The sequence below is a fragment of the Novosphingobium sp. TCA1 genome (genome assembly GCF_009811895.1).
In the GTDB taxonomy this organism is placed as follows: Bacteria; Pseudomonadota; Alphaproteobacteria; order Sphingomonadales; family Sphingomonadaceae; genus Novosphingobium; species Novosphingobium panipatense_A.
Map to the genome: position 1 here is coordinate 156,332 of NZ_BLJH01000004.1, position 18,767 is coordinate 175,098.

The 18,767-nt window shown below is 65.6% G+C and carries 14 protein-coding genes and 1 riboswitch; of the genes, 6 read left to right on the top strand and 8 right to left on the bottom strand.

All coding sequences use genetic code 11. The features are described from left to right. Nucleotides 1-115: 115 nt before the first annotated feature. Together NTCA1_RS07285 and NTCA1_RS07290 are read right to left on the bottom strand one after the other, a co-directional pair. Nucleotides 116-2,668 carry a sulfite reductase flavoprotein subunit alpha gene (locus tag NTCA1_RS07285; protein WP_159829676.1) on the bottom strand — a complete coding sequence of 851 codons (2,553 nt, stop codon included), beginning with the start codon at nucleotides 2,666-2,668 and terminating at the stop codon, nucleotides 116-118. A 188-nt stretch (nucleotides 2,669-2,856) separates the two neighbouring features. After that, nucleotides 2,857-3,960 (bottom strand): low specificity L-threonine aldolase, encoded by a 1,104-nt coding sequence (locus NTCA1_RS07290; protein WP_159829678.1) that lies wholly within the window; start codon nucleotides 3,958-3,960, stop codon nucleotides 2,857-2,859. 77 nt (nucleotides 3,961-4,037) lie between these two features. Continuing rightward, nucleotides 4,038-4,149: riboswitch (SAM-I-IV-variant riboswitch) on the bottom strand. A 202-nt stretch (nucleotides 4,150-4,351) separates the two neighbouring features. Here NTCA1_RS07290 and NTCA1_RS07295 point away from each other — a divergent pair. The 3 genes from NTCA1_RS07295 to NTCA1_RS07305 are packed head-to-tail and all read left to right on the top strand — an operon-like array spanning nucleotide 4,352 to nucleotide 7,704. After that, nucleotides 4,352-6,007 carry a sensor histidine kinase gene (locus NTCA1_RS07295; RefSeq protein ID WP_086491133.1) on the top strand — a complete coding sequence of 552 codons (1,656 nt, stop codon included), beginning with the start codon at nucleotides 4,352-4,354 and terminating at the stop codon, nucleotides 6,005-6,007. After that, on the top strand, nucleotides 6,004-6,666 hold the full coding sequence (locus NTCA1_RS07300; RefSeq protein WP_086491132.1) for a response regulator transcription factor: 663 nt from the start codon (nucleotides 6,004-6,006) through the stop codon (nucleotides 6,664-6,666). Before NTCA1_RS07295 ends, NTCA1_RS07300 begins: the two co-directional genes overlap by 4 nt. Nucleotides 6,667-6,690: 24 nt before the next feature. After that, nucleotides 6,691-7,704, top strand: a complete 1,014-nt coding sequence (locus NTCA1_RS07305) for a lysylphosphatidylglycerol synthase transmembrane domain-containing protein (protein WP_159829680.1) — start codon at nucleotides 6,691-6,693, stop codon at nucleotides 7,702-7,704. A 174-nt stretch (nucleotides 7,705-7,878) separates the two neighbouring features. Here NTCA1_RS07305 and NTCA1_RS07310 read toward each other — a convergent pair whose 3' ends face one another. From NTCA1_RS07310 to NTCA1_RS07335, 6 genes are read right to left on the bottom strand one after another with little or no spacing between them, the layout of a single operon-like run. Then, on the bottom strand, nucleotides 7,879-9,321 hold the full coding sequence (locus NTCA1_RS07310; protein ID WP_201282428.1) for a GMC family oxidoreductase: 1,443 nt from the start codon (nucleotides 9,319-9,321) through the stop codon (nucleotides 7,879-7,881). Next, on the bottom strand, nucleotides 9,318-9,716 hold the full coding sequence (locus NTCA1_RS07315) for a hypothetical protein (RefSeq protein ID WP_159829682.1): 399 nt from the start codon (nucleotides 9,714-9,716) through the stop codon (nucleotides 9,318-9,320). The genes NTCA1_RS07310 and NTCA1_RS07315 overlap by 4 nt, the downstream gene beginning before the upstream one ends. After that, nucleotides 9,709-10,428 (bottom strand): HAD family hydrolase, encoded by a 720-nt coding sequence (locus NTCA1_RS07320; protein WP_159829684.1) that lies wholly within the window; start codon nucleotides 10,426-10,428, stop codon nucleotides 9,709-9,711. Before NTCA1_RS07320 ends, NTCA1_RS07315 begins: the two co-directional genes overlap by 8 nt. Continuing rightward, a complete protein-coding gene (locus tag NTCA1_RS07325) occupies nucleotides 10,418-11,446 on the bottom strand; it encodes a UbiA family prenyltransferase (RefSeq protein ID WP_201282429.1) in 1,029 nt (342 codons plus the stop codon). Before NTCA1_RS07325 ends, NTCA1_RS07320 begins: the two co-directional genes overlap by 11 nt. A gap of 34 nt (nucleotides 11,447-11,480) precedes the next feature. Then, a complete protein-coding gene (locus tag NTCA1_RS07330) occupies nucleotides 11,481-13,073 on the bottom strand; it encodes a glycosyltransferase family 39 protein (protein ID WP_159829686.1) in 1,593 nt (530 codons plus the stop codon). A 4-nt stretch (nucleotides 13,074-13,077) separates the two neighbouring features. After that, a complete protein-coding gene (locus NTCA1_RS07335) occupies nucleotides 13,078-14,550 on the bottom strand; it encodes an aspartate aminotransferase family protein (RefSeq protein ID WP_159829688.1) in 1,473 nt (490 codons plus the stop codon). A 310-nt stretch (nucleotides 14,551-14,860) separates the two neighbouring features. On the opposite strand from NTCA1_RS07335, the gene NTCA1_RS07340 reads away from it, so the two are divergent. From NTCA1_RS07340 to NTCA1_RS07350, 3 genes are all read left to right on the top strand, one after another. Next, complete coding sequence (locus tag NTCA1_RS07340) at nucleotides 14,861-16,954, top strand: transglycosylase domain-containing protein (RefSeq protein WP_133084073.1); 2,094 nt, start codon at nucleotides 14,861-14,863, stop codon at nucleotides 16,952-16,954. 83 nt (nucleotides 16,955-17,037) lie between these two features. Next, nucleotides 17,038-17,736, top strand: a complete 699-nt coding sequence (locus NTCA1_RS07345) for a glutathione S-transferase (protein ID WP_159829690.1) — start codon at nucleotides 17,038-17,040, stop codon at nucleotides 17,734-17,736. A 378-nt stretch (nucleotides 17,737-18,114) separates the two neighbouring features. Beyond that, nucleotides 18,115-18,696, top strand: a complete 582-nt coding sequence (locus NTCA1_RS07350; protein WP_159829692.1) for an outer membrane protein — start codon at nucleotides 18,115-18,117, stop codon at nucleotides 18,694-18,696. The last annotated feature ends 71 nt before the right edge of the window (nucleotides 18,697-18,767 follow it).

Here is an 18,767-nt window from a genome sequence, read left to right on the forward strand (position 1 = left end):
GGCCCACGCCCCCACCCTACCACCCAACGGTAGTATCCTGCGGGCGGTAGGGTGGGGGCGTGGGCCGGTGCCGCAAAATCCGCCTGCGGCGGATTTTCTAACAGTCTCTAAGATCCTAATAGATGTCGCGGCGATAGAGCCCTGCTTCGGCCATGGCTTCCAGCCGCTCGTCGCCAAGGGCGGTTCGAAGGGCGCTGTCTACGGCCGGGGCCATGCCCTGAAGGCTGCCGCAGACGAGGATCGCCGCGCCGTTTTCCACCCATTCGCGAAGATCCGCTTCGGCCTCGGCGCAGAGGTGCTGGACGTAGCGGCCGCAATCGGCATCGCGTGACCAGGCCCGATCGAGCCGCGTCAGCGTACCGCGCGCCAGCCAGCCTTCGATTTCGTCCGGCAGAAGGGCGTCATGGTCGCGGCTGCGTTCACCGAACAGCAGCCAGTGTCCGCCTTGCCCTTCCGCTTCCGCCGCGCGCAAGTGTCCGCGCAGGCCGGCAAGTCCGGTGCCGTTGCCGATCAGGATCATCCGGCGCGGTCCTGCGCCCGAGGCGGGCGATGCGTGGAACCCTTCGTTGGATCGCAGGCGCACGGCGATCTCTGCGCCGACCGGCGCGAAGGATGTCAGCCAGCCCGAACCCAGCCCGAGGGTGCCGTCGCTCCTGTCGACCTGCCGGATGAGCAGGTCGAGGCGGCCGTCGGAGGGTATCGAGGCGATCGAATACTCACGGTGCGGCAGGGGGCGGAGCGCTGCCAGCAGCTCCTCGGCATCCGCGACCGGATGATCCGGGATCAGCGCCGTCGCCAGATGCTCTGCCAGCGGGCGGCTATTGGCGATCTCGCCGCCGTCCAGCCCGCAATCGGCGAGATAGGCGGCAACGCGCGCCGGGTCGTTGGTGCCGGGCAGGATTTCGGCGATGTCTCCGGCGCGCCACTCGGCAACGACACCCTCGCTGGCTTCGAGGCCGACGAGAAAGGCCGGGCCTCCGGCGCTGCCCGGGTTGAGCAGGCGGCGATAGGCCAGCCGCCACGAGGTATAGGCCGCAGGCTCCCAGTCCGGCAGATCGGGTTCCGCACCGAGCGCGGCAAGCTGCTGCTGCCACTGCCGCTGGGCATCGGCATCCTCTCCATCGACTTCGATCATGTCGAACAGGCGGCGGCCTCCACCGGCATGGAGCCAGCGATCCACCGAATGGCCGAAGGCGCAGAATTGCGGGTACTCGCGGTCGCCCAGGGCGAGCACGGCATATTCGAGATGCCCGGCACCGGGCGGCGTCGCCATGACCTGACGGGCAAAGCGGCGCGCGGGATCCGGCGGCTCGCCTTCGCCATACGTGCTCACCACGAAGAGGGCGCGATCGACTTCGGACAGCACGGCCTCATCTACGGCGGACAGCGGCAGGACCCGCGCGCCGCCGAGCGCCGATGCCGTCTGGCGCGCAAGCCGTTCGGCGCCGCCTGTCTGGCTGGCGAAGGCGACGAGCATGTCTTCGTTGCCGCTGCTTGCCGGTGCATGGTCCGAATGGACGGAGGCCACTTCCGCAAGCGCCCGCTTGCGTTTGCGGCGAGCGAAATAGAGCAGCAGGCCGGTAATCGTAAACAGTGGCATCGTCAGGCTGGTCAGCAGCAGCAGGATCCGCCCGCCGATGCCGAAGAAGGCGCCTCGGTGGAGTTCGTACATGCTGGTGGTGATGACCTTGCCCATTTTGCGATCGGCATAGCGATCGGCCTTGAGCAGCTTGCCCGAGGTCAGGTCCACCTTGAGATCGTCGGTCATGCGATCGTGCCGGGCATCGGCCAGCAGCACCCGGAAGGTGGCAGGTTCGGCGCTGTCTTTGGGAAGGGTGATCGCGACCGAGCTGTAGCGGCCGTCCATGGCCGTCATCACGGTAGGCCAGGCGCGGGAGAGGCTGGGCGCGTCGGACGAGGTATCGGCGATTTCCGCCTTCTCGCCTTTCGCGCCGCCATGGCCGCCTTCCTCCCGGCTGGTCTTGCCGGTGAGGGTGTAGAGCACCCCCTGTCGATACCAGTCGTAGGACCACCAGAGGCCGGTGAGGGCACTGAGTAGGTAGACCAGCGCAACCCAGCCACCGATGACGGCATGGAGTGCGCGGTAGAGATTGCGCCCGCTCATCCTGAGGTCGAGCACTAGCCAGGCGCGCCAGTCGAAGGTGCGGCGCGGCCAGCGCAAGTAGAGGCCTGAAATGGCAAAGAACACCAGGGCGATCGCGGAGAAGGCCGTGATCTGGCGGCCGATGCCGTTGGGACCGCCGGGCAGGGCCAGCCAGCGGTGCAGGTCTTCGACCGTGCGGAAGAAACCGGTTCCGGTCGCCTGGCCCAGCAACATCCCACTGCGCGGGTCTATATAGCTGCGCTCTCCACGGCGCTCGCCGTCGCGGGCGGCGAACTGGACGGTCCAGGCCGCATGGGGATCGCTTTCGACGGTAAGGCGCTCGACGGCGCGCCCGGGGCGCTGGGCCGAGGCGCGGGCAATCACTTCGTCGGGCGACAGCGATATTGTCGTGCCCGGCGCAAGGGTGACGATGCCTGGGCTGAGGGCGCGCATGATCTCGTGCTCGAAACTCAGCATCGCGCCGCTGACACCCATCACGGCCAGCACGAAGCCTGCCGTGATCCCGAGGAACCAGTGGACCTGAAACAAAACCTGCCGCGTCACTCGTGTCGCTTCCCGAACCCAGATGGCGCCACCCATCACTCATCCATGGAAAGCCGGTGCCGATCGGCATCCGGTTTCCGTCAGTCTCCACTCCCGAAATTTCCGCTAATGATATCAATCGCATTAGCAACAAACAATTGAAGTATCGCCCCGAAGCCGCCGCTCATCGAGGACGGCTTCGGGTGCGCTCAGGCGGCGACGGACGCTGTCGCCTGCTCGGCCAGTTCGATGACGTCCGCGGCCAGACGGTCCACCTGTACGGGATCGGCATCCCAGGCGAACATGAACCGCGCGCCGCCGCCGATGAAGGTATAGAACCGCCAGCCCCTGGCCCGCAGGCCATCGAGCACCGGTTCTGGGGCGGCGAGGAACACCGCGTTCGCCTCTACCGGGAAGATCAGCTCCAGCCCATCGATACCGGCGACCGTAGCGGCAAGACGCCGGGCGCAGGCATTGGCGTGGCGGGCATTGTTCAGCCAGGCGCCGCTTTCCAGCACACCGATCCAGGGGGCCGAAAGATAGCGCATCTTCGAGGCGAGTTGCCCGGCCTGCTTGCAGCGATAGGAAAAGTCCTCGGAAAGGGCGCGGTCGAAGAAGATAACCGCCTCGCCTGCGGCCATGCCGTTCTTGGTGCCGCCGAAGCAGAGAACGTCGACGCCCGCCTGCCAGGTGATTTCCGCCGGCGTACAGTCCAGAGCGGCGCAGGCATGGGCGAAGCGGGCGCCGTCCATATGCAGCTTGAGGCCCAGTTCGCGGCAAGTGGCGGAGATCGCCTCGATCTCGCCCACGGTATAGACTTGGCCGGTCTCGGTCGGCTGGGTGATGGTGACGACGCGGGGCTTGGGGAAGTGGATATCGCTGCGGCCCGTGGCGAGTGCGCGGATGGCGCCGGGCGTCAGCTTGCCGTCGGGGCTGGGCGCGACGAGCAGCTTGGACCCGTTGGAGAAGAATTCGGGCGCGCCGCATTCGTCCGTCTCGACGTGGGCGGAGGAGGAACAGATAACCGAGTGATAGGATTGGCAAAGCGCCGCCAGGGCAAGCGAGTTGGCAGCCGTGCCGTTGAACGCGAAATAGACGTCGCAGTCGCTGGCGAAGAGATCGCGAAAGGCGTCGGCGGCGCGGCGGGTCCATTCATCCTCGCCGTAGGCGGTCGCCGATCCACGATTGGCCTGCTCCATCGCGGACCACGCTTCCGGGCAGATGCCGGCGTAGTTGTCGCTGGCGAACTGCTGGGTAGGACCCTCCTCAATGGTATGGCGCCTGGCAGTATCGGCGGGGAGAGCGTCGGACATGGACTACATTCCTTCTGGCACGCGAATGCGCGCGTGGTGGCCTGGAGAGCCTGGGAAGGAACGACGGCGATGCAGCTGGATAACCCGTTTTTTGCCGGTCCGGCCACATCCCTTCGCTTGTCTGCGAAGGTACCACCTTGCTCGGGAGCAGGTTGGTGCCGGGCGCGATCCCGACTCTTGATGCTGGGCTGGCGATAGGCTGCCGGATCCGCTTCGTCAATCTCGTCTTTCCCCAGTTCCGGTCTTGCCCTTGGGCATTTCGATAAGGCCGGTCCCCCCTTTGCGCAGGTCTCTCAGCAGGAAGGCTGACTCGACGGAATTGCATCAGCTTCGTAGTCTTTTCCGACGCTTCCGGCCGTCATGCCGCGTTGCGTGAGGGATCTGAGGCAAAATGGGGCGGACTTTCGAAGCAACGGCATCCGGCCTCAGCCGGGTGCGCAACGCATTGCTGATCACCGATCCCAATCGGCTGATCAGCTACGGGCGTCTGGTGACCGCCGTGTTCGCGCTCATCGCCATCTACCTCGATCCCACACAGCCGATCCGCTATCGCGCCGAGGCGCAGGACGTGCTGGCGGCCTATCTGGTCATGGCGATCCTTCTCGTGGCCGTGCCGATCCGCAGGCCGGTGGACAGCATGGTGCATTTCGGGATCCACATCCTGGATACGGCCATTCTCGGCTGGCTGGCTTTCCTGACCAACGAACTGACCAGTCCGTTCTTCTCGTTCCTGCCGTTCACCCTTCTGGCCATGACGGTGCGATGGGGCTTCATGGGGGCGATGGTCGGCGCGGTCATGCTGGAAGTCGTGCTCTTCGCGATCGGCATTCCCGACATTCTCGACGGGGAATCCGAACTGAACGTGCTGATCATCCGCACGGTCTATTTCCTGGTCTGCGCGGTCATGCTCGGCTATTTCGGGGCCTACCGCGAAAGCAGCCGGGAACGGCTGGCGCGGCTGGCAAGCTGGCCGATGGACGCGGGCGTGGGCGATCGCCGGGGTTGGCTGGCTGAGCTTTGCGGCCATTCCGGTGCGGTCACCGGGTGCGAAAGCCTGATCCTGATCTGGCGCGAGCAGGACGAACCGACCGGCTTCATCGCCCACTGGCGCAAGGGGCGGCTGAAATTGCTGCCGCTGGATCCCGATACCTTCCGCAGCCTGTTTTCCGAGGCGCAGCTCGATTTCATGGACCGCACGCGGGCCAGCCTGGTCGGGCCGGACGAAATGACCCGGCTTACCCGTGTGCTCGATACGCTCCGTCTGCCGCGTCCGCGCCCGCATGACTATGCGGTGCGGTCCGGGTTCTCGGGACTGCGCTTTCGTGGTGCCCTGATCGCGGTGGACCCGGACGGCAGGCCGGAGGACGCCCTGGCGCTCACCGAAATCATCGCCGCGCGCACCGGTTCCGAACTGGAGCATGTCGAACTGGTGGCGCGCCGGGCAGACAGCGCCCGCGCCGAGGAACGCAGCCGTCTGGGCCAGGATCTGCACGACAGCGTGCTTCAGGACCTGACCGCGACCAGCCTGAAACTGCGCAGCCTGGCGGCGCGCGAACCCGCCGTGGCGCAGGACCTCAAAGGGATCGAGGAACTGGTCACTGAGCAGCAGCGGCGCATCCGTCGTTTCGTGGAGGAGCAGCGCGACGTCTTTGGCGACCAGCCGACCGACATGGTGGCGGACCTGCGCAGGCAGGCGGACATCCTCGAAAAGAAATGGGGCGTGACGGTGGCGTTCGACTGGCACGGCCGCGCGACGCATCTCCCGCGCAATCTCGTAGAGGAAGTGATCGCGCTGTTCTCCGAGGCGACCGCCAATGCCGTAAGGCATGGCGCGGCGACCCGCGTGGCCCTGGAAGCGCGCAGGGTGGGCAGCGCGCTGGAACTGGGGGTGGCCGACAACGGTCGCGGGCTGGGGCCGGCGGCCAGCGGGATCGGTCCGGCTTCCCTGCGAAGCCGGGCGATCCAGCTCGGCGGTTCGATCGCACTGGATGACCGGCCGGACGGGCTGCGCGTCACCATGGTCATCCCGCTGGAGGAAGCCGCATGACGATCACCGAACTGCAGACCTGCCGGGTACTGGTTGCCGACGATCACCCCCTCCTGCTGCGGGGTCTGGCCGATCTTCTCCAGGCGACCGGGGAAGTCGATCTGGTCGAGGCGACCGGCAGCGGCACGCGCGCACTGGCGGTTATCCGGGATGTTCGGCCGGACGTGGCGGTACTCGACGTGTCGATGCCGGACGTCGGCGGACTGGCCATCCTGCGTGCGATCAAGGAGGCGGGTTGGCCGGTGCGGGTGATCTTCCTGTCGGCAACGATGACCGGACGCCAGATCGCCGAGGCCCTCGAACTGGGCGTTCGGGGGCTGCTGCTCAAGGACTACGCGTCCGACAGCCTGCTCGATTGCCTGCACGAGGTGATGGCGGGGCGAAAGTGGTTGCCGGAGGACCTCGTTGCCAAGGCGAAGCGCGGCGGCGGCGTCGATATCGGCGGCGAGATCGCGGGGCTGACGCCGCGTGAGAAGGAAATCAGCGCGTTGGTCTGCCGGGGCTTTTCGAACAAGGCGATTGCCGGGATGGTCGGCTCCACCGAGGGCACGGTCAGCATCCATCTCCACAATATCTACCGCAAGCTCGACATATCGAGCCGCACGACGCTGGCGACGCTGTATATCCAATACCAGTCCCAGATCAGCGAGCGCGATTGAAGGACGCCGGTGAAGGACGGGGGCGTGACGGTCGATCCGATGTCAAGCACGGAAACGGGCGGGAACAGGCTGCGTTTCTGGCTGGGTGTGCTGGTTGGCACGGCTTTCCTGGTGCTGCTCTGGACTTCGGTGGACATGGCGGCAGTGGGCGGGTTGCTGGCACGGGCGAACTGGCCCCCGCTCCTGCTGGCGCTTTTCGCCTATGGGCTGGACTTCCTCCTGCGCGCCTGGCGGTTTCGCATGCTGCTCGATCCGGGTGGGCGCCGTGTGGCGCTGGGGCCGAGTGTCGCGCCTTTCGTCGCGAGTTTCGGGATCAGCGACATATTGCCGTTCCGGCTGGGCGACGTGTTCCGCATCTACTGGTTCCATCGCCGGTTTTCGCTGCCGATGGGCCATGTTCTGGGCGCCATGGTGGTGGAGCGGGTGCTCGATCTCGTATCGATCCTGATGGTCGCTGGGCTGGCGCTGTTCCTTGTCGATACCGCGCTGCCGGACGAGATCGTGATGCAGTTTCGCCTCGTGCTGGTCGTGGCCGTGGCGGCTAGCTTTCTCGTGCTGCTGTCCCCTGCGGCGATCGAGGCGGCTGCAGTATGGGGTGAACGCCGCTGCGGCTTGCCGCTGGCGGGCCGGATCGCCGAGGCCGCGCGGTCCGTGGCCGGTGCGGTACGCGCAAGCGGCAATCCGGGGCGCCTCTTCGGCATGGTCCTCCTGTCCTTCGCGCTCTGGCTGCTCGAAAGCCTCGTCATGCTGGGCGCCTGGCTCAGTCTGGGCGGAAGCCTGCCGGACTGGCTCAAGCCGCTCACGGCGTTCGCCTTCTCGACCCTGGGCACCCTGGTACCGGCCTTGCCGGGACATTTCGGTTCCTACGAATTCTTCGGAATGCTGTCCTACCGGGCGGTGGAAGTCCCCGCCGAGCAGGCCACCGCCACGATCCTGCTGGCGCACCTCTTGCTCTGGCTGCCGACGGCGTTGTTCGCGCTGGTCTGGCTGGTCTCGATGCGGCGGCAGTCGCCGCTCATGGTCCTGAAGGCGCGTTGAGATCACGCGCCGGAGTGGTTAGGGTCTGTTTGAAAATTCGCGAAATGCGAATTTTGCGGCACCGGCCCTCTCCCCCACCCTACCAGCCAACGGTAGTATCCTGCGGTTGGTAGGGTGGGGGAGAGGGCCGGTGCCGCTCAAAAATGCCCTTCAGGGCATTTTTCAAACGGGCTCTCAGTGGAACCGGCGGGTGAGGGCCTCCGCCGCATTGCGATGGGCGACGGCCATGACCGTGCCTTGCGGATTGACCGAGGTGGGGCCGCAAAGCAGCGAGGCATCGTTGATGTAGAGACCGTCCGCGCCGTGGACTTTGCCGAAGGAATTTGCGGCACTGACGCGGTCGTCCTCCCCCATCGGGCATGACGAAAAGACATGGACGGACGTCATGTTGCCGTCGCTCGCCTCAAGCACGCTCGGCAGGCGCGCGAGATCGCCGGGCGAATGGAGGTCGGGATAGCCCGCGAGACAGGGGTAGATCCGCTGCGCTCCGGCCGCGAACAGGGCCTCGCATAGGCGGCGCAGGCCTTCTCCGAGGACCGAGAGATCGCCTTTGGAGAAGCGCACGCGCACGATCGGGTCCTCGAAGCCGGGCAGGTTGCGCACGCTGGCGGTGCCGCCGCCGGACTGGACGTAATAGATGCCCATGCGGCGCCAGCGCTCGGCCACGAGGTTCCAATGGTCCGCCCGTCCCGACAGCGCGACGCCCAGCATCGCCGGGGTGCTGATCGAGCAGCCCATGCCGAAGCGCGGCTCGAATTCCTTGACCTGATGGACCGGGTCGAAGTCGTCGGGGTGGTTCACGTCGTGGTCGAATTCGGCCACGACCTTGACCATCGGGTGGAAGCGCAGGCTGTCGCCGATATTGTGTGACAGGCCGGAGCGGCGGAGCAGGGCAGGTGTCTGGACCGCGCCGCAGGCGGCGACCACGATCCGGGCGCGGAAGGTCACGGCGCGGCGCGTGCCGTCCGGGTTGCGGCGGGTTCCTTCCGCGATCCAGTGACCGTTCACGCGCCGCAGACGCGCGATCCGTGTGGCGGGGAGGAGGGTGCCGCCGGCCTCGATGAAGCGCCGGACGAAAGTGGCCGACATCGATTGCTTTACCCCGCCGCCGCGATCGTGGTCGTAGCGATAGAGGCGCGGCGCCTCGATCGCCAGCCAGCCTTGCGCCTGCGCGCCCTGCTGGAGGCGGCGGGACATGTCCGATGCGGCATTTCCGGCATATTCCACGCGGGCCACGGCCTCGCAGGCGGCGAAGTGCGGGGTCATGCCCGCAAGATCGAGGTCATGCACGGCGAAGCGGCGACGCCAGTCGTCGAGCACATATCCCGGCGTGCGATGGTAGAGGCCGCGATTGACCTCGCTCCCCCCGCCCACGCAGCGTCCTTCCACCCAGGCGAGCTTGTGCCGGCCCAGCGCGACGCCGACACCGGCATTGCGGTACTTGAGCAGCATCTCCTCTCGCGAGAAATGCGGCGCTGCCTCCAGCGCGAGGTGATCGCCTTCCTCCACCATGGTGACGTGGCACCCGGCCTCGGCAAAGAGCGTGCCGCTCACCGCCCCGCCCGGACCCGAGCCGATCACCAGGATCTCCGTTTCGATCTGATTACCCGCGTTCACGCCGCGATCCTCGTAGCCGGGGCGCAGTCCTGCGCGGAAGGGAGCGAATAGAGGCCGTAGCAGGCGAATGTCGCATAGAAGGCGATCATCGAGCGACGCGGCCCGATCCGGGACCTTCGCCAGGCATCGACATGACGGCGTTGCTCGGCGGCGGCAAGGCGCGTGAAGCGGTGCCCGTGAACAGGTAGCGGGGCCAGTTCGAAGGCCAGCGCCAGTACCCGGAAGCCGAGGCGGAAGTAGTCGGGCATGGCAGCAAGGGTCGCGCGGACATAGTCCTTCACGATGTCGCGTTCGCAGGTTTCCAGAGCAGGGCGGGTCTCGTCGATCAGCACGTCCACCAGCGCGCCCACGCAACGGCCGACGGCATCCGGCCGGGCCATTTCCCGGTCACGCATGACAAGCCTCCGCCAGGATGGGCGCGAAAGGCGGATCGTCGAAGCGGCGGAATATCGCCTTGCCGCCCCCATGGGCGCTGCGGATGAGGGCGGGGACGCCGATCGCGGCGGCGCCTGCGGCATCGCGGTCCATCCGGTCGCCGATGACCAGCGTTTCCTCGGCAGTGATGCCCGCTTCCTCCAGCAGTGCGAGCAGGCCGGTGGGATCGGGCTTGAGACGGCCGACGCCCTGGTCGCCCGACCAGATCACATGATCCGCCTTGAGGCCGAGCGCGGCCAGCTTGTCGATCGCCGGATAGTCCGACCAGACCGCGATTCGCCGCCCAGTCGCCCGCAGCGCCGAGAACAGGCTGTCGATCCCGCGCGCCTTGTAACGCGGCAGGTGGGCAAGCGGGCGGCGTTCGATCCATTCCTCTACCAGCGCGCGAACCTCGCCTTCCGAGCAGCCGCAGCGTCTTGCGGTGAGGCGGAACTGTTCGTTGGTGAAGTCATCCCCCTGAACCCGGCCGAGCAGTTCCCGGATCCGGCGATAGGCGCGCAGCGTCTCCACCGTGCGCAGGCTGCGGCGGCGGAGGCTGTGCTTGACCAGTTCGAGCGCCATGGCACGGCGAAGAGGCGGCTGATCGTAGAGCGTGCCGTCGAGGTCGAACACCACGAGCCGCACCTTGCTCCAGGCCACGACGGTCACCGTTTCCACCCCCTTACTTGCCATGGCGGGGCAGCATGTCCACCGGGGTGAAGCTGCGGTTGCTGAGGCTGGCGAGGCTGGGCAGGTCGATGAAGGAGAACGCGAGCAGCGCGCCCACGGTCACCGCCAGCGTCGTCATCAGGCGGCGGGACCGGAACATGCGCTCCGGCCGCTGGGCGATGGAGTCCGGCAGCATCGACAGCCAGAGGTAGCAGCCGAACAGCCCGGCGATGAACGGGAAAGCCAGGATATATTCGACGCGGTACTTGATGAGGAACACGCCAAGGAAGAAGGAGGAGAGCATGGCATAGACCAGGCAGCTCACCACCAGGCTTTCGGCGGTATAGCCCGCAAAGGACTTGCGGTAGCGGGTGAGCGTTTCCAGCCCGACCAGCGCGGTGATGTCGCGATATTCCGACAATCGCTTGGAGCCCATCAGGAAGGCACCGCCGGTCCAGTAGGCCAGCAGGAGGCTGGCGGGCGGCATGCTGGACGGGTCCATCATCAGCCAGCCCAGCGTCAGGCGGATCGGATTGTTCACCGATTCCGAGATGACGTCCATGAAAGGACGGTCCTTGGAGCGCAGGGGCTGGACGTTGTAGACCAGGCCGGAGATCAGGAAGATCACCGAAACGGTGAGGAACGCCGTGCCCAGCCACGAGGCGAGAAAGAGGCCGAAGGCCGCGAAGGCGGCGTACTGGGCGTAGACGAGCACGGGCGAGAGTTGCAGCGACACGGCCGTGCGGTGGTGCTTGCTGGGATGATGGGCATCGAATTCCCGGTCCAGCCACTCGTTGATGATATAGTTGGCCGAGGCGATGGCGATCGCCACCACGAAGCCGATGACAATCCGGGGCGGTGCGTCCAGTAGCGAGGGTTCGCGCAGGGCATAGGCCAGGATCAGCCCGGGGATCACGAAGACGTGCTTGGTCGCGTGATCGAAGCGGGCAAGGCTCAGATAGTCGCGCAGGCGCGCGGTCTTGCGGGTGAGCGCGGTGGCACCGGCAGTGGTCTGGGACGAGGTCATGTCAGACGATGGCATTTTCCGGTATCTCCTGGCGGAGGGAGTGGAGTGTTCACCGGCTCGCCGTGGAGGCGACGCGGTAGATGCGGCCGTCGGTAAATTCGCCCGCGGGGACGAGTGCGAGTTCCCGCTTCAGGCGGTCCTCGCTCGCGAGGTAGAAGCGCCAGTCGATCCGATCGAGGACGATGAGGTAGACCGGCAGTCCTGCATTGGCCTGCGCCCTAATGCGCGCGATCTGGGCCTCGGGCGGGTTGCGGGGATCGGGCCGGTTGGTGCGCAGCAGGCGCTCCATCGGGACGATCTGGGCAGACCTGTCACTGAGCAGGGCGACGACATCCGCTCCGTTGGAATAGAGTGCCGCCCCGGCAGGGAGTGTGCGCACGGCTGCCATTGTTGGCGAGGCCTGCCATTCGACGCTCAGGAAGCCGTTGCCTTCGCGGAAGACCTGCTCCGTGCGCACGCCCGTGCGCAGGCCGTGACTGGCCAGGAGGAGCAGGGCAAAGGCTGTCAGGATGAGACCCGCCGTCCTTGCCCGGCCGGGCCGCATGTCCAGTCCGCTCGCCTGGGTCGTAACCAGCATGGCCAGCACGACATAGGCGGGAAAGCCGTAGCGCCCGACAAACTGGAGATTGGCTTCCAGCGCCGTGGAGAGCCAGACGAAGGCGAGATAGCCCACGAAGAACAGGCCTAGCATCAGCGAGAAGGCAATGCGCAGCTCGCAGGTGATGTCTAGGCGCGTGCTGCGCCAGGCGGCGAGCTGGCGGGCGAATTGCCAGCCCGCGAAACCGAGCACGCCCAGCAGCAGGGCCACGCGGATCGCGAGCGGAACGGCATCGGGCAGGATCCAGGCGGCGGTGGTCTCGAGATTGGCCCACCACTGGTCAGGACCCATGTTGCCGTAGAAGCGCAGCTCGCGGCCGATCGAGTGGCCCACCGTCAGCGTGCTTATCGCAACCCAGGCGAAGAACAGCGCGGCGCCGGGGATCGCGAGCAATGCGCTGTCGGCGATACGGCGGGCGAAGGAGGGGCGCGGGTCCATCAGGATGACCAGCACGATCGCCAGGCCCAGCGGCGGGGCGGTGAAGCGCGTCAGGGTTGCCATGCCCAGCATGAGCGAGGCGATCAGGAGGTCGCGCCGCCGCCCGCCTTCGAAATAGTCCAGCGTGAACCAAAGGGTCAGCAGAACGAACGTGATGAATGGCGGTTCCGATATCACGGCCGCGTGAAGCGACACGAACTGAGGCGCCAGCGCGATCAGTGCGGTGCCGAGCACGGCAAGCCGCCAGTCGCCCGCCGCGCGCCGGATGAGCGCAAAGATCAGGACGACATTGGCCGAGAGCGTCACGACCGCCCAGGCCGCAGCGGCGGTCAGCAAGGGCACGCCCAGGGCGTGGGGCAGGACCAGCATCCAGTGATAGACCGGTGCGTCGTAGGGGACCGGGCTGATCCCCATGTAGCGGGTGCTGTCCGGCCAGACGGTCATGCCGTGGTGGCTGCCCAGCCGGTAGAGCACCAGCGACATGAGCACCAGCAGCGCGCAGGCGAACCAGCCTCCGCTGGAGGTGCTGCGGGTGCCTTGTCGAGGTGCCGTAACGGGGTGGAAGCGGCGTGTGCCGAGGGGGAGGCTGTCTGCGGGAGTGGCCATGGCGTCAGCCCAGCACGCGCTTGATGTTCTTCATCACGAAGCGCACCGTCGCGTCGGCCACGCCGCGTTCCAGCACGTCATCCAGCGCGTCGATCAGCTTGTCGACCTGGACCTCGCTGACGATGTAGGGCGGCATGAAATGCAACAGGTCGCGCGCACCGGGCTGGAAATGCACCAGAATTCCGTGGCGCTCGTAAAGCTCGCGGGCCATGGCGCCGATCAGGACGGTCTCATACGTCACGAAAAGCGAGTTCGTACGAATATCAATAGCTTTTTCAGCGATTTGCTGCCCGAAATTGAGTTCGATTGCCTGAAAGCAACCCTTACCGCGCAGGGAGACGATCTTGCGCGGATATTTCTCACGCAATTTCTCAAGTCCTGCTCGCAAGTATCTGCCAATATGGTCGGCGCGTTCGATCAGGCCTTCGTCTTCCAGCACGTTCAGTGTCTCGATGCCGACGGCGCATGTCTCGCCCATGCCGCTGAAGCTGGAACTGTGCAGGTTGCAGTCGTTCTTGTTGCCATAGGCTTGGTCGAACAGGGCCTGGGAAGTCACCATCGCGCCCAGTTCGCGCTTGCCGCCGCCCAGGGTCTTGGCAAGGGTCACCACGTCGGGGACGACATCCTCGTGCTGGAAGGCGCAGAACTTGCCGGTGCGTCCCATGCCGACCTTTACTTCGTCGAAGATCGTCAGGATGTCGTTCTCGCGGCAGACCTCAGCGAACTCGGTCAGGAAGCCGGGCTCGGGAACATGGCAGGAGGTTCCGCGGATTGTCTCAACAATGCTCGCGATGATGCGATTGCCTTTCTGCATCCGCTCCCGCGCTATGACCTCGCGAACCGAGGCGATGTCTCCGTAAGTGGCAAAGACCACGTTTTCCTTGGGCACGCCCATGATGAAGCCGCTCTGCACGTCGGTGGCGGAGGTCAGCGAGAGCGGGCCGTGGGTCTTGCCGTGGAAGGCGCCCTTGAAACAGAGGAACTTGGTCTTGCCCTTGGGTGTCTGCACCCGCTCGCAGATCTTCATCGCCGCTTCGTTGGCTTCCGTGCCGGAGACGGCTAGGAATGAAACATTGAGCGGCTCGGGCAGGAAGCGCGAGATATTGTAGGCCAGCGCGCCCTGCAGCTTGTGCGGCGCGATCTTGATGCAGTCCAGCACCTTGCGATCGTGGCAGAGGCGCTCGGCGGCGATGATGCGCGGGTGGTTGTGGCCCAGGCCCAGCACGCCGAAGCCGCCGGAGTAGTCGAGCACCCTGCGGCCGTTCCGCATGGTGATTACCGGTCCCTCGGCGCTCTCGATATCCATATGCGCAAGGCCCAGGATGTCGAAGACCTCAAGCATGTATTTGTTGAGGTGGGCGGCGTAGAGGCCCATTGCGGTCTCGCTGTCGAGCGCGAGGCTCTGCTCCAGCGTCAGCAGGGCGTGGTTCTGCCGGTCTTCGCGGCTGGGGGCTTCGATCTTTGCAAGTGCCGTCACGCTCGTTCCCTTCTTCAAGCGGAATGAAGGAAGCGTACCGGGCACTGCCTCGGGAATGTATCTACAGGACCTTATAATACCGAATGCCAGTGTCTTGGCAGCGGGCTAGCCCTAGGAGAGGTCCGTAACTATCCGTGCTGGGTAGCCCCGATGCTGAAGGAGAAGGGGCGTCGTTCGTCGTCGAGGTGGCTCGGCGGTTTGTCGATTCTGCGACAAGTTTTGCCTCGCAAGCTGCCACGGAACCCCGTATTGGCGAAATCCGGCCCGCAGTGGGCCCGATCGACGGGAATTGCAGGCGAAGCCGAAGAACATGGCCTTGACGTTGGATAACCTGGAAAGGCTGCCGGAAGGCGGGCCGGGTCAGGACGACTTTTCCTCTCAATCCCCGAACCCAACTTCGCCATCGGACGGTCCGCCTCGCCGGCGGCGGTCCCGCTGGTGGTGGTTCTCGCGCGGGCTTGCCGCCGTCCTCATGCTGTTCTTCCTGACGATCGGCTGGCTGGCGATCACCGCGCCGCTGTCGAAGTCGCTGCAACCGATCTCGCCGCCGCAGGTCACGCTGCTAGCGGCAGACGGCACGCCGATCGCGCGAAACGGGGCGATCGTCGATGCGCCGGTCGAAGTGAAGAAACTGCCGGTCCACGTCACCCAGGCCTTCATCGCCATCGAGGATCGCCGCTTCTACAGCCATTGGGGCATCGATCCACGCGGCATCGCCCGTGCCATGTGGAGTAATGTCAGCGGCGGCAGCACCCAGGGCGGCAGCACGATCACGCAGCAGCTCGCCAAGTTCACGTTCCTCACGTCCGAACGCAGCCTGACCCGCAAGGCGCGGGAAGTGCTGATCGCCTTCTGGCTGGAGGCCTGGCTGAGCAAGGACGAGATCCTCGAACGCTATCTTTCCAATGCCTACTTCGGCGACAATGCCTATGGGCTGCGCGCCGCTTCGCTGCATTACTTCCATCGCCGGCCCGAGAACCTCTCGCCCGCGCAGGCGGCCATGCTGGCCGGGCTGATGAAGGCACCTTCGCGCCTGGCACCGACCAACAATTACGAGCTTGCCGAGCGGCGCATGAAAGTGGTGCTGCTGTCCATGGTGGATGCCGGGTACATGACACCCGCGCAGGCCCGCGCCATTCGCCCGCCGCGCCTAGACGTGCGCTCGCAGAACGACCTGCCGACGGGCACCTACTTCGCCGACTGGGCGCTGCCGCAGGCACGGGGCCTGGATGAAGCCAGCTATGCCGCGCAGACCTACAAGACAACGCTCGATTCCCGGCTCCAGGCCGCGGCGCGGCGCGCGATCGAGAATGCCCCGCTGGGCAAGGCGCAAGTCGCGCTGGTGGCGATGCGTCCCAACGGCGAAGTCGTGGCCATGGTCGGCGGCAGGGACTACGCCAAGTCGCCCTTCAACCGCGTGACCCAGGCTCAGCGCCAGCCGGGCTCGACCTTCAAGCTGTTCGTCTATCTCGCCGCGCTCAATGACGGCTGGAAGCCGACCGATACGATAGAGAACACGCCTTTCGAGATCGGCTACTACCGCCCGCAGAACGCAGGCGGCGCCTATTCGCAGACGATCACGCTGGCCGATGCCTTCGCCCATTCCAGCAATGTCGCGGCCGTGCGCCTGTTCCAGAAAGTGGGTGACAAGGCGGTGATCGACATGGCCCGCAAGCTGGGCGTGACGGCGCAGCTGCCGCAAGGCGATCCCAGTCTGGCGCTCGGCACGTCGAGCATGAACCTGATGGAACTGACGGCAGCCTATGCCGGTGTGGCGGGCAATCGTTTCCCGGTGGTTCCCACGGCGTTCAAGGCCAAGGAAGAAGGCTGGTTCGACGGTCTCATCAATGGCCGCAGCAGCCTGTCCGACGGCGTCCACGAGAATATGGAAACCCTGCTGCGCGGTGCCGTCAATCGCGGCACGGGGCGCGGCGCGCGTCTCCAGGCGGCGAATTACGGCAAGACCGGGACCAGCCAGGAAAACCGTGACGCGCTTTTCGTCGGCTACGCCAAGGATCTCGTGGTCGGCGTATGGGTCGGCAATGACGACAATACGCCGCTGAAGGGCGTATCGGGCGGCACGATCCCCGCGCGCATTTGGCGCGATTTCATGCAGCAGGCGCTGGGAGAACGCGCCGCGCCCCGTCCGCGCGCGACCGAGAGCCCCGACCCGGACGGCCCGGTACAGCCTCTCGACGTGCCGGAACTCGGCGACATTCCCGTCGGCAATACCGACCTGCGCATCGATCAGGGCAAGGCGGTTCTTTCAACCCAGATCAACGGTGCGCCGGTTGACGTGAAGCTCGACCAGAACGGCCTCCAGATCGACGGGCGCAAGGTGATCGAACAGATCGTGCCATCTCCCACCGCAAGACCGAGCGAGCCGCCTCCCCCGCAGCCCTGACGAACGCAAGCCTGACGAACCTTGCCGGGAACGGCTGACGTCCCCGCGCTTTCCCCTCAGGACTTGTGACCGGGAGCGCGCGCATGACCGACTACGATCTCTATTACTGGCCGGTTCCGTTTCGCGGCCAGTTCATCCGCGCGATACTCGCCTTTGCCGGAAAGAGCTGGCGCGAGCATGATAGCGCCCGGATCGGCGAACTCATGGGCCGGGTGCCCGCCGATCAGCCCGTTCCCTTCATGGGGCCTCCCATGCTGATCGACCGGGCCGAAGACTTTGCGATCGCCGAAATGCCTGCGATCGCGCTCTATCTTGGCGAGACGCTTAACCTGCTTCCCGCCTCGGCGCAGGGCCGGGCGCTGGCGATGAAAGTGGTGAACGACGCTAACGATGTGATCGACGAAATCACGCTGGATGGCGGGCGGGAAATGTGGACCGCGGATAAATGGCGCGAATTCGTGCCGCGTCTCGAACGTTGGATGGCGATTTGGGAGGCGACTGGGACGGCCCATGGGCTGACCGAAGAAAGCGGCACCTTTCTGGGCACCGAGGAAGCCGGACTGGCGGATATCGTCACCGCCGTGCTGTGGTCCACCATGGCCGAGCGTCTTCCCGCGATCGCTGCCATGCTCAACCGCCAAGCGCCTTGCGTCTCCGCCCTGGCAGGCAGGATCTCGGATATCCCGGAACTTGCGAAGCTTGCCCGAGAAGCCGCCGATACCTACGGCGATGCCTATTGCGGCGGCGAAATCGGGAAGTCCTTGCGCAAGGTCGCGGGCTGAGATCGGGGTATCACAGAACGATCATAGTCATGCCGATTATGGCCGCCCAGAGCATCGCCGTAAGCCAGGCGATGGTGACGATGTCGAGCCTGCGCTGTTCTCCCAAACAGGGTACTGTTCTTGTCATGACGGGCTGCTCCTTGCGTTGCTGCCGGTAAAGTCCCGCATCTAATCAACTGCAAAGGCGGCAGAATGTTCCCGCACCCGGTCGGACGGTGCAGATGCGGCGAGAATCCGGGGCCTTCGCGATGTCTGGATATCCCGGTTGGATTGTCGCCCAGCGGGAAACGGTTTGTTGCTTTATTTCCCAATTATGTCGGAGTGTCCGAGGTCTCATATGCACCTTGTCCGATAAGGGCATCGAACAAGGAAAGAACGATGAAGAAGATTGTCGCAGGGATTCTGGCCGCAGCATCGATCATGGCGGTTTCGCCTGCTTTTGCCGATACCTTCCAGGGGCCTTACGTCGGCGTGCAGGCCGGATGGAACCAGGACAAGGCACGCGGTGCCGATACCGACATCGGCGACCTCGCCATTCGCGATACCCGTGATGCCTTCGTCGGCGGCGCCTTCGCCGGATATAATTACAAGATCACGCCGAACGTGGTCATCGGTGCCGAGGGTAGCTTCGACATTGCCGCGGACGATGCCCTGCGCAGCGGCGGCGCGGTGATCGATCCCAGCTATGCCTTCGACCTTTCGGCCCGGGCCGGTTACCTCGTAAATCCGAAGACGCTGCTCTATGTACGCGGCGGCTACGAGAACATGCGCGCCCGCGTGTCGGACGGCGTCGTAAGCGGCCATGACACTTTCGACGGCTGGAGCGTGGGTGGCGGTATCGAACGCGAAATCGTCGACAAGGTTTCGGCCCGTATCGAATATCGCTATTCGGACCTCGGCAGCAACGGCCACGATTTCGACCGCCACCAGGCGCTCGTGGGTGTAGCCTACCACTTCTGAAGAAGCGCCCTAGAGACGGAGACGGGCCGGGGGCGACCTCGGCCCGTCTGGCATTACGTGTGTACCTTGCA

Coding starts and splice junctions, on each gene's coding strand:
- NTCA1_RS07290 (WP_159829678.1), bottom strand. CDS start 3,960: ATGTCCGACGCTCTCCCCGCCGATACTGCCAGGCGCCATACCATTGAG.
- NTCA1_RS07295 (WP_086491133.1), top strand. CDS start 4,352: ATGGGGCGGACTTTCGAAGCAACGGCATCCGGCCTCAGCCGGGTGCGC.
- NTCA1_RS07300 (WP_086491132.1), top strand. CDS start 6,004: ATGACGATCACCGAACTGCAGACCTGCCGGGTACTGGTTGCCGACGAT.
- NTCA1_RS07315 (WP_159829682.1), bottom strand. CDS start 9,716: ATGCGTGACCGGGAAATGGCCCGGCCGGATGCCGTCGGCCGTTGCGTG.
- NTCA1_RS07320 (WP_159829684.1), bottom strand. CDS start 10,428: ATGGCAAGTAAGGGGGTGGAAACGGTGACCGTCGTGGCCTGGAGCAAG.
- NTCA1_RS07325 (WP_201282429.1), bottom strand. CDS start 11,446: ATGCCATCGTCTGACATGACCTCGTCCCAGACCACTGCCGGTGCCACC.
- NTCA1_RS07330 (WP_159829686.1), bottom strand. CDS start 13,073: ATGGCCACTCCCGCAGACAGCCTCCCCCTCGGCACACGCCGCTTCCAC.
- NTCA1_RS07340 (WP_133084073.1), top strand. CDS start 14,861: ATGGCCTTGACGTTGGATAACCTGGAAAGGCTGCCGGAAGGCGGGCCG.
- NTCA1_RS07345 (WP_159829690.1), top strand. CDS start 17,038: ATGACCGACTACGATCTCTATTACTGGCCGGTTCCGTTTCGCGGCCAG.
- NTCA1_RS07350 (WP_159829692.1), top strand. CDS start 18,115: ATGAAGAAGATTGTCGCAGGGATTCTGGCCGCAGCATCGATCATGGCG.